This is a genomic window from Acidovorax temperans (assembly GCF_028596105.1).
Taxonomy (GTDB): domain Bacteria; phylum Pseudomonadota; class Gammaproteobacteria; order Burkholderiales; family Burkholderiaceae_C; genus Acidovorax; species Acidovorax temperans.
Genome location: NZ_CP117193.1, coordinates 673487 through 682500 on the forward strand (window position 1 = coordinate 673487; position 9014 = coordinate 682500).

At 50.2% G+C, this 9014-nt stretch carries 12 protein-coding genes (1 of these 12 cut by a window edge); 10 read left to right on the forward strand and 2 right to left on the reverse strand.

Annotation, left to right across the window (positions count from 1 at the left end):
* Nucleotides 1-38 precede the first annotated feature (38 nt).
* Genes PQV96_RS03145 through fliR form a run of 4 tightly spaced genes read left to right on the forward strand, consistent with a single transcriptional unit; the run spans nucleotide 39 to nucleotide 2196 of the window.
* A complete protein-coding gene (locus PQV96_RS03145) occupies nucleotides 39-338 on the forward strand; it encodes a FliO/MopB family protein (protein WP_337931936.1) in 300 nt (99 codons plus the stop codon).
* Nucleotides 331-1122 (forward strand): flagellar type III secretion system pore protein FliP, encoded by a 792-nt coding sequence (gene fliP, locus PQV96_RS03150; RefSeq protein ID WP_273624530.1) that lies wholly within the window; start codon nucleotides 331-333, stop codon nucleotides 1120-1122. The genes PQV96_RS03145 and fliP overlap by 8 nt, the downstream gene beginning before the upstream one ends.
* A gap of 15 nt (nucleotides 1123-1137) precedes the next feature.
* Nucleotides 1138-1407: a flagellar biosynthesis protein FliQ gene (fliQ, locus tag PQV96_RS03155; RefSeq protein WP_066696592.1), complete on the forward strand. Its 270-nt coding sequence runs from the start codon at nucleotides 1138-1140 to the stop codon at nucleotides 1405-1407.
* An 18-nt stretch (nucleotides 1408-1425) separates the two neighbouring features.
* Nucleotides 1426-2196, forward strand: coding sequence for a flagellar biosynthetic protein FliR (fliR, locus tag PQV96_RS03160; RefSeq protein ID WP_273624531.1), 771 nt, complete (start codon nucleotides 1426-1428; stop codon nucleotides 2194-2196).
* 60 nt (nucleotides 2197-2256) lie between these two features.
* On the opposite strand, the gene PQV96_RS03165 is transcribed toward fliR, so the two are convergent.
* Both PQV96_RS03165 and PQV96_RS03170 read right to left on the reverse strand, forming a co-directional pair.
* Nucleotides 2257-2886 carry a response regulator gene (locus tag PQV96_RS03165; protein ID WP_273624532.1) on the reverse strand — a complete coding sequence of 210 codons (630 nt, stop codon included), beginning with the start codon at nucleotides 2884-2886 and terminating at the stop codon, nucleotides 2257-2259.
* Nucleotide 2887: 1 nt separating this feature from the next.
* On the reverse strand, nucleotides 2888-3994 hold the full coding sequence (locus PQV96_RS03170) for a hybrid sensor histidine kinase/response regulator (RefSeq protein ID WP_273624533.1): 1107 nt from the start codon (nucleotides 3992-3994) through the stop codon (nucleotides 2888-2890).
* A gap of 181 nt (nucleotides 3995-4175) precedes the next feature.
* Here PQV96_RS03170 and PQV96_RS03175 point away from each other — a divergent pair, with 181 nt between their 5' ends.
* The 6 genes from PQV96_RS03175 to cheD all read left to right on the forward strand — a co-directional run.
* Entirely contained in the window at nucleotides 4176-4622 is a 447-nt protein-coding gene (locus tag PQV96_RS03175) for a hypothetical protein (protein WP_273624534.1), read from the forward strand.
* A 49-nt stretch (nucleotides 4623-4671) separates the two neighbouring features.
* Nucleotides 4672-5034, forward strand: a complete 363-nt coding sequence (locus PQV96_RS03180; RefSeq protein WP_044402276.1) for a response regulator — start codon at nucleotides 4672-4674, stop codon at nucleotides 5032-5034.
* A gap of 38 nt (nucleotides 5035-5072) precedes the next feature.
* Nucleotides 5073-7193, forward strand: a complete 2121-nt coding sequence (locus PQV96_RS03185) for a chemotaxis protein CheW (RefSeq protein WP_273624536.1) — start codon at nucleotides 5073-5075, stop codon at nucleotides 7191-7193.
* A 38-nt stretch (nucleotides 7194-7231) separates the two neighbouring features.
* The gene (locus PQV96_RS03190) at nucleotides 7232-7720 is read left to right on the forward strand and encodes a chemotaxis protein CheW (RefSeq protein WP_207373446.1); all 489 of its coding nucleotides are present in this window, start codon (nucleotides 7232-7234) and stop codon (nucleotides 7718-7720) included.
* Between the two features lie 158 nt (nucleotides 7721-7878).
* Nucleotides 7879-8727, forward strand: a complete 849-nt coding sequence (locus tag PQV96_RS03195; protein ID WP_207373456.1) for a CheR family methyltransferase — start codon at nucleotides 7879-7881, stop codon at nucleotides 8725-8727.
* A gap of 33 nt (nucleotides 8728-8760) precedes the next feature.
* On the forward strand, nucleotides 8761-9014 hold the 5' end (the start) of the coding sequence (gene cheD / locus PQV96_RS03200) for a chemoreceptor glutamine deamidase CheD (protein ID WP_207373447.1). The gene runs 490 nt beyond the window's last position; 254 of the gene's 744 nt are visible here — the first part of the coding sequence; its start codon is at nucleotides 8761-8763; its stop codon lies off the right edge, out of view.

Sequence of the window (9014 nt, forward strand, 5' to 3'; positions counted from 1 at the left end):
CGCAAACACTGGGCGTGGTGGTTTTGTTCATTGCCGGAATGGCTTGTTTGCCATGGGTAGTGCGCTGGGCTCAGCAGCGTCAAGCATCACGAGGTATTGCTGGGGGAGCGATCACTGCATCCAAAATCGTCTCTACCGTAGCGGTGGGACCTCAGCAGCGAGTTGTGACGCTGGAGGTTGGGCCTGAGCACTCTCGCACCTTACTGGTCTTAGGTGTGACCTCTCAACATATCAACTGCTTATTTTCTACTCCGGTCCCTGCCTCACCGGAGCAGCAGCCCGCATCTTTCGCACAAGAGATGGCTCGCGCATCGATGCCGAAAGAGTCAGATGGCTAATCTGTCCCTCGGTCGTTGTTGGCTTAAAGCCTTGCTGCCGGCTGGGGCCGGAGTCGTCGTCCTGACGGTCGGAGTGTTGTTCAGCTCCGTGGCCGCAGCACAGACGGCAGCAGGAGCCTTACCCGTGTTAATAGGAACGGGCTCAGGTGGTAATAGCTACTCTGTGCCTATTCAGACATTGCTATTTTTCACGGCACTGTCTTTTTTGCCTGCGGTACTTCTGTTGATGACGGGTTTTACCCGTATCGTGATTGTCTTGTCATTGTTGAGGCAGGCTATCGGTACCCAGTCAGCTCCACCAAATCAGGTGATTATTGGTCTATCGCTTTTCTTGACGATGTTTGTGATGGGGCCGACGCTAGATCGTGTCTATCAAGAAGCCTATTTACCTTATACGAACAACACTTTGGGCTTTGAGCAGGCTTTGCAAAAAGCCGAAGCACCCATGCGTGAATTCATGTTGAAGCAAACACGCCAATCAGACTTCGCACTTTTCTCTCGGCTGGCTCGTCTCAATCCAGAGGTGACAGCAGAAACGGCACCCTTGCGCGTTTTAGTACCTGCGTTTGTAACGAGTGAGTTGAAGTCAGCGTTCCAGATTGGATTCATGATCTTCATACCGTTTTTGGTGATTGATATGGTGGTGTCCAGCATTTTGATGTCACTAGGCATGATAATGCTGTCACCGGTGTTGGTCGCACTCCCATTCAAGCTGATGCTTTTTGTTTTGACTGACGGATGGAACCTGCTTTTGGGCTCTTTGGCAGCCAGTTTCGTTACTTGATTGAGAGGTTCTGGCATGACATCCCAAATGGTTTTGACCCTCGGGCGAGATGCCTTGACCTTGCTGCTCATGATCTCCATGCCTGTGTTAGGAGTCGTGATGGCGGTTGGTTTGGTCGTCAGCATCTTTCAAGCGGTCACACAAATTCAGGAGGCAACGCTGGCGTTTGTGCCCAAGCTGATCGCCGCTATGGTGGTCTTTGCCATCGCCGGGCCGTGGATGATTAGTACCTTGGTGGATTACTTGCGCAGAACGATTGAATCGATTCCTTCGGTGATTGGTTAGCACAAGGATTTCAGGGTCGTGATTACTTTCAACGAGGCACAGTTGATGGCGTGGCTGTCTCCTGTGCTTTGGCCTTTTTTACGCGTTCTGGCTGTTTTTACCGTAGCTCCTATTTTCTCCATGCGCGTGATACCCACGCGGGCGAAGGTCGGCTTGGCTTTTCTGGTTGCAGTGTGCGCGCAAGGGATCCTGCCTGAACAACCGATTGTCGATATCAACGGACGTGAGGCCATCGGAGTCGTTGTGCAGCAGGTGGTCGTTGGATTGGCGATCGGCTTCGCCGTGCGACTGGTGTTCTCGTCTGTAGAGTTGGCTGGAGAAATCATTGGCCTCCAGATGGGGCTCAATTTCGCATCATTTTTCGATCCCACCAGCAATGCTCAAGTCAGTGCAGTGGCCCGTTTTTTTGGAAATATCGCAATGTTGTTGTTCATTGCGATCAACGGCCACTTGTTGGTAGTTCTGGCAGTAGTGAAGAGTTTTGAACGATTTCCCGTGAATGGGAATTTTTTAGCAGCTTTAAATCAGATGCGCTTGTATGAGCTGGGCGCTTCGCTGTTCTCCAGTGCTTTATGGATTGCGCTGCCTATGATTGCGCTACTGCTGTTCGTAAACCTTACCTTGGGCGTTATTTCGCGAGTAGCGCCGCAAATGAACATTTATGCGGTAGGGTTCCCTGTGACGCTGACCGTGGGCATGCTGGGCATCACCGCCACCCTGCCTATGCTGGAGCAGCCCATGCTTATGCTGATGCAGCAGGCCATGGATATTTTTGCAGCCCAACGGTAGTAATCGACAGGACTACCTGGGCCTTGCTGCTAAGGTGTTTGTCTTCAATCCAGTGGCGGGTCAGACCAACTGATTGCGTATGGCATACACCGTCAACTCAGCATTGTTGGTGAGTTGCAGTTTCTCCAAAACTCTGGCGCGGTAGACGCTCACGGTTTTGGGGCTCAACATAAGCTCCTCAGCGATGTCAGAGAGGCGGCGGCCTGAGGCAATTTTGACAAGAGTTTGCAGCTCACGTTCGGATAGTGCTGAATGTGGTGTTTCAAGTGTTGGTTGCGCCACACTTTCAGCGAGCATTTGGGCCACTTCTGCTGTGAGGTACTTTCGTCCCTGCACCACCGTTCGTACCGCTGCAATCAGTTCCATGGGGTCACCCGCTTTGTTGGCGTAGCCTTGCGCTCCAGCCTTGAGGCAGCGCACTGCATACTGATCTTCCGGGTACATAGAAACTATCAGAACTTTGATCTCGGAATTGGTTTCCTTCAGACTTGCCAACACCTCGAGTCCGCTGCGCCCTGGCATGTTCAAGTCAAGTAGCAGAACATCGCAGGGCGATGTGCGCAGAACTTCCCGCAACTCAGGATAGCTGCCCGCTTCGCCTGTCACGGTAATGTCGTGTGCTTCCATCAATGTATCGCGGATACCCCGACGCAATACAGCGTGGTCATCACAGAGAACGACGTGAATCACTTTAAAAGTCTTCTATTGGATGAGCCGCAGTGGCTGTGATTGGAACTGTCAGCGTAATGCATGTCCCTTTTCCAGGCTGACTGCTGATGTCTAGCCAGCCTCCCACCGTGCGGGCTCTTTCTTGCAGACCTTTCAATCCGAAAGCTTTGGGCTTCATCCGCATTTCTGGGGGCATTCCGCAACCGTCGTCTGCAATTTCCAATGTCAAAACACCTTCACGATCTGACAGGTCAATGACCACTTTGCTGGGGCTTGCGTATTTTGCAGCGTTCGTGAGAGCTTCCTGGGTCGTGCGATAAGCCACCAGTTGCACGTCGGAAGCGACTTGCATTTCTTCGTTTGCCACGCGCACCGTTGTTGATGCGCCAGTTCTTCGGTCAAAACCGCTGGCTAGCCAGCGAACCGCCGCGACCAAGCCTTGCTCAAGGATGGGAGGGCGCAGGTTCATCATGATGCGTTGGCTGGCTCCGATAGCGTGTTGCAGCATTTCAGACGCAGCCAAGGCATGCTCTTTCATCTCTGGCGTATCAGCATGTCTACCAATCCACGCGATGTCAAATTTGACAGCTGTCAGGGCTCCGCCTATGTCGTCGTGGATTTCCCTTGCAATGCAAGCGCGCTCTTGCTCAATGGAGGTTTGGAGATGTTCTGTCAGTGCAGCCAGTTGTGCTTCCGACTCTGCGAGGCGAGTAACCGCCAATGCACGCTCTTTCTTGGCATGATGAACTTCCAGTGCTCTCGCCGCGACGTGGGGGAGGCGAGCTATGTCATCTTTCAAGAGGTAATCTGAAATCCCCAGCCGCATGGCGTCCACCGCAGCAGCTTCCCCTATCGCCCCTGAAAGCAGCACAAACACGGGAGGATTAGGCAATTGCACAACATGTTGCCATGCATCAAGCGCTGTAAATCCGTTGAGCCGGTAGTCCGCTAGGATGATGTCGATGTGAGTTTGATGTAGTCGATCAAGGAATGCTTCCAGTGAATCAACTTGAAATACCTCCGCCGATGGATACGACTTAACCATGATGCGGCGCACCAAACCTTGGTCGGCGGGCGAGTCTTCGAGGTGTAGTACGCGAAGGCGTTGCTCTGACGCTATCTTGACCATAGGAGGGGTATCATAGGATACATTTTGGAACAAACAAGGGTGTTTGTCTGGTTGAGAGGGTTAGTGGGCGAGCGTCCAATGGTTCGCGGGTAATTGGGTTTACTCTGTGTAAATCTCAAATCAACGCAGGCTTCTGTGATGGTACGAGTGCTTTGCTGCTGATTTTTGCGATGGAGAGACGATGCAATCTACGCTAACAACGCCTGATGGACCAGGGGTTCAAGTCCCTGTCATGGTGGCAGCCGAACTGCAAGACTCTTTGCTGGTGGTGATGCACGATCTGCACCGATTGGAGGGATTGCTTAGTCATGCAACAGATAACTTGCTCGAAAGATTTGGCGAGGCCAACGCTGTTTTGACAGATTCTTTTGTTGCTGATTCGCCGGAGCTGCTTGCTGCAAGAAATGCACTACGTAGTGCAGTCACAGAATTGCAGTTTCAGGACATGGCGTCTCAGTTGATCTGGCACACCACCAAAGTACTGCAGGGCTGTGCCTTTCGATTGGCTTCGGAGGCCATGGGACACGAAGAGGGTGAGGAGGCTGCCCCGTTCGCTGACATGGCCCCTGATAGACCCAACCCTGTAACTCAAAGCGAAATGGATGCTGGTTCCGTCGATTTATTTTGATCGTTACGTGATTGGCTAATCTAAATATTCAAGTCAGTTGGAGCCTTACATGCAATCAATACTTGCCGTAGATGATTCACCATCCATGCGAAAAATGGTGTCCTTCACCTTAACTGGTGCGGGTTATCACGTAGTGGAGGCGGTAGACGGGCAAGATGCCCTTGAAAAGGCGGAAACCCATGACATCCATTTGGTTTTGGCAGATCAGAACATGCCTCGCTTGGATGGGATTGGGCTTACGCGCAAACTGCGCGAACACCCCAAATTCAAAACTATCCCGATTTTGATCTTAACGACTGAATCCAGTGATCAGATGAAGCAGGCGGGGCGTTCTGCTGGTGCGACTGGGTGGCTGGTGAAGCCTTTTGACCCCAATAGGTTAATTGAGGTCATTCAGAAGGTAATCCGTTAACACGGCTTCAAATCACAGCTACCAATGAGGAGCCAACTATGGCAGAAAATTACCCAGAAGGATCTGGATCAGGTGCTGATTTTGATCTGAGTCAGTTTTACCAAATCTTCTTCGAAGAGGCGGGGGAAAATCTTGATCAGATGGAGCAAATGCTCCTGAATTTAGATTTCAGTAATGCTAACGATGAGGAACTCAACGGAATTTTCCGCTGTGCTCATTCCATCAAGGGCGGTGCTGCGACCTTTGGGTTTTCTGATGTAGCGGAGCTAACTCATCAGATGGAATCCTTGTTGGACAAACTGCGTCGGCACGAGTTGCAACCTATTCCAGAAATGGTTGATGTTTTGCTTGAGTCCGCAGATGCATCACGGAGCTTACTTGCCCGCCATCAAGCAGGAGGCCAGGGAGAGGCAGTTTCTACGACTGCTTTGGTGAAGCGAATCAGTGATCTAGCTGCAGGACTACTACCAACAGAATTGGAGGTTGCTCCAGTGCGCGCATTGGATGCGTCAGTATCTGCAGACCCCGTGCCGCCTTCTGTATCAGTAGCTGCAGCACCCGCGTCGGCTCCTCATGTGCCTGGCCAGTTGCGGCGGCTGGAAATTCATGTGGGTCCACTAGATCGCACAGAGCAAGCTGACGCTATCAAGGATCTGTTCCGTGATATCGCAGGCTTGGGAACTATCCAAGACATGCCCGCTTCGATCCCTGGTATGCGTGTATTCGCAGTCGAAACAACCTCTTCTACTGATGATTTGCTGGATTTGTTCGCATTCCATGTGTCCAAGGACCAAGTCCGCTTCGTTGACGCAGCAAAAGTTGGAGCATCTCCAAATGATGGGACTTCGGAAGTGGCCTACGGCTTCTTTAGCGACGCACCCGGAGCCCCCGCTCCGTTGCCTTCACGTGCGCCCGCTGCTGAAGGCGTTCCGCAAGTAAAAACTGCTGTGGTGACGAAGGCTGTTGAACCTAAGGTTTCCACACAAGCCCAGATGGAGTCCACCACCATTCGCGTTGCAGTGAATAAAGTGGATCAGCTCATTAATTTGGTCGGTGAATTGGTGATTACCCAAGCAATGTTGGCTCAAAACAGCCGTGGTTTGGATGCTGGTGCGTACCAGCAGTTGCTCGCAGGACTGGCAGATTTGGATCGAAACACTCGAGATTTGCAAGAATCCGTGATGTCCATTCGAATGATTCCTATGTCGATAGTCTTCAGTCGTTTTCCGCGTATGTTACGGGACTTGGCAAACAAGCTGGGCAAGAAGGTAGAGCTTGTCACTCTTGGTGAGGCGACTGAGTTGGATAAAGGACTGGTTGAAAAGATTACTGACCCTCTTACCCATTTGGTCCGCAATAGCTGTGACCACGGGATTGAGCTACCTGCAGAACGCTTGGCAAAAGGGAAATCTGAGCACGGCACTATCACGCTGTCTGCCTCCCATCAAGGGGGCTCTATTGTGATTGACGTACGTGATGATGGCAAAGGACTGTCACGCGAAAAGATACTCAAGAAGGCCATGGAGAGGGGAATGGATGTATCCGAACAGATGCCTGACTCTGAAGTGTGGCAGCTGATTTTCGCTCCTGGATTTTCGACGGCAGACGAAGTCACTGACGTATCTGGCCGTGGTGTCGGGATGGATGTGGTTAAACGAAATATTGCTGCATTGAATGGATCGGTGGAGATTGATTCGGCGGAAGGTTATGGGATGAAGGTCTCGGTGCGCCTGCCGCTGACCCTTGCAATCATGGATGGTATGTCCGTCGGAGTTGGAGAGGAAGTCTACATACTGCCCCTTTCGTCCGTGGTGGAGTCATTCCAAGTGAATCCGGATGACGTTAGTACGGTTGCCCAAGGCTCGCAGTTGGTGAAAGTTCGTGACGAATACATGCCTGTAATAGCTTTGGAAAAGATATTCCAAGTTCCTAGATTTGATTTAAATAAAACTAGCAATATTATGGTGGTTGTTGAGGCGGACGGAAGTCGTGTTGCTCTGTTGGTTGATGAGTTATTGGGGCAGCATCAGGTGGTTGTTAAAAACTTGGAATCGAATTACCGTAAAGTTCCGAATGTCTCGGGTGCAACAATATTGGGTGATGGTACTGTTGCTTTGATTTTGGATATTGGTGGGCTGGTTCGTCGTGCTAGGCATTGAGGGGGCTTGATTGAAATATCTGGTCCTGAGGAGTATTTATGAGTCTCGTTGCTAAAATTTCTGAAAACGCGCATGTTGGTGCTCGCGAATATCTGACCTTTAGATTGGATCAGGAGGAGTATGGCATTGACATACTCAAGGTGCAAGAAATACGAGGGTATGAACAACCAACCCGTATTGCCAATGCGCCTGCTTTTATAAAGGGTGTCGTAAATTTGCGCGGAACTATCGTTCCTATTGTTGATATGCGGCTTAAATTTAATTGCGCGCAGGCGGATTATAATAGTTTTACGGTTGTAATAATTTTAAATTTGCGTGACCGTGTTGTTGGAATCGTGGTTGACTCTGTTAGTGATGTTATGGGGTTGTCCGCTGAGAATATTCGATCTGCCCCTGATGTTGAGAGTGCAATTGATAATGGATGCATTCTTGGATTGGGATCTGTAGGGGAGAGAATGCTGATCCTGCTTGATATTGAAAAATTAATGTCGAATGCGGATATGGGTTTGGCCGCAAATGATGAGTGAAGCATAGGCTTCTGCTGCGTGGCATAGGATGCTTGAGCCAATAGGTTGGCCACAGATTCTTTGAATTTGAGCATTGGTAGATTTTCTATTTGGATGAACTCATGTCCCAAGCCACTCATTCCATAAAAATTAATCGCTCATCTTTGCATCGCTCAGAGATGGATGCGAACGTAATTGCACCTGCGGGGCCTCTTGCGCAAGGTAGAGAGTTTGTTTGGACAACCGCGGATTTCGCAAGAGTTCAAGGCCTTATTTACAAGCGTGCTGGAATCAGCTTGCATGATGGTAAGCACGCCATGGTGTACAGCCGACTCTCCCGCAGACTTCGGGAAACAGGTCACGGCAGCTTCAACGACTATCTCAGTTGGCTTGAATCTAATGACGGACCTGAGTGGCAAGAGTTTGTCAATGCGTTGACAACCAATCTGACTGCTTTTTTCCGAGAGCAACATCACTTCGAAATATTCGCATCTCACCTGCGTAGCAAGCCGTCGGGAAGTTTCTGGAAGGTATGGTGCAATGCCGCCTCTACGGGCGAGGAGCCCTATTCAATAGTGATGACTGCATGTGAGGCTTTAGGGAGCAATCCCCCTTTCAAGCTGATAGCCAGCGATATTGACTCCAAAGTACTAGCTACGGCCGGAAATGGTGTTTACAGAATAGATAGTATGAAGGGGATGAGCCAGGAGAGACTACAGAGGTTTTTCTTGAAAGGTAAGGCTTCTAATGTAGGGATGGTACGAGTTAAGCCTGAACTAAGGCGTTTAATTGACTTTATGAGTGTCAATTTAATTCGAGACGACTGGCCATTCAAGGAGCCCTTCGATGTGGTTTTTTGTCGAAATGTAATGATCTATTTCGATGCAGCAACTCAGAGAAGGGTGTTGGAAAAAATTCATCGAGTCCTTAAGCCTGGAGGGCTTTTATTTGTTGGGCATGCGGAAAATTTTAGCGAGTCTAAAGACCTGTTTGTCCTGCGCGGAAAAACGGTTTACGAGCGGCGCTGATTCTGTCTGGTGAGACTACTCTCAAACTGTCCCATGACCAATAATCGATTGAGCACATCCTCTTCTGCTTCTAGTGGTACTGGGGCGGGACTAGAGCGGCGTCGTGCGCCTAGAATAGCACCCCTTAGTCCTGAGGTGTACTCTTCCTCTGTGATGAGTGTGAAAAACTCTTCTTTAGAGGAATTGAAGGCTCGTCCTAGGCGTCCTGGAGAGGCTTCATTTTTTTATCTTGATCACCATTTTCAGCATAACGCGGTAAAAGTATTGCCTGGTGAATATTTCGTGTC

Excerpts from the sequence above, each read along its gene's own strand:
- PQV96_RS03195 (WP_207373456.1), top strand. The coding sequence starts at position 7,879 with ATGGATGCGAACGTAATTGCACCTGCGGGGCCTCTTGCGCAAGGTAGA.
- PQV96_RS03145 (WP_337931936.1), top strand. The coding sequence starts at position 39 with ATGGCTTGTTTGCCATGGGTAGTGCGCTGGGCTCAGCAGCGTCAAGCA.
- PQV96_RS03175 (WP_273624534.1), top strand. The coding sequence starts at position 4,176 with ATGCAATCTACGCTAACAACGCCTGATGGACCAGGGGTTCAAGTCCCT.
- PQV96_RS03185 (WP_273624536.1), top strand. The coding sequence starts at position 5,073 with ATGGCAGAAAATTACCCAGAAGGATCTGGATCAGGTGCTGATTTTGAT.
- PQV96_RS03190 (WP_207373446.1), top strand. The coding sequence starts at position 7,232 with ATGAGTCTCGTTGCTAAAATTTCTGAAAACGCGCATGTTGGTGCTCGC.
- fliQ (WP_066696592.1), top strand. The coding sequence starts at position 1,138 with ATGACATCCCAAATGGTTTTGACCCTCGGGCGAGATGCCTTGACCTTG.
- fliP (WP_273624530.1), top strand. The coding sequence starts at position 331 with ATGGCTAATCTGTCCCTCGGTCGTTGTTGGCTTAAAGCCTTGCTGCCG.
- PQV96_RS03180 (WP_044402276.1), top strand. The coding sequence starts at position 4,672 with ATGCAATCAATACTTGCCGTAGATGATTCACCATCCATGCGAAAAATG.
- PQV96_RS03170 (WP_273624533.1), bottom strand. The coding sequence starts at position 3,994 with ATGGTCAAGATAGCGTCAGAGCAACGCCTTCGCGTACTACACCTCGAA.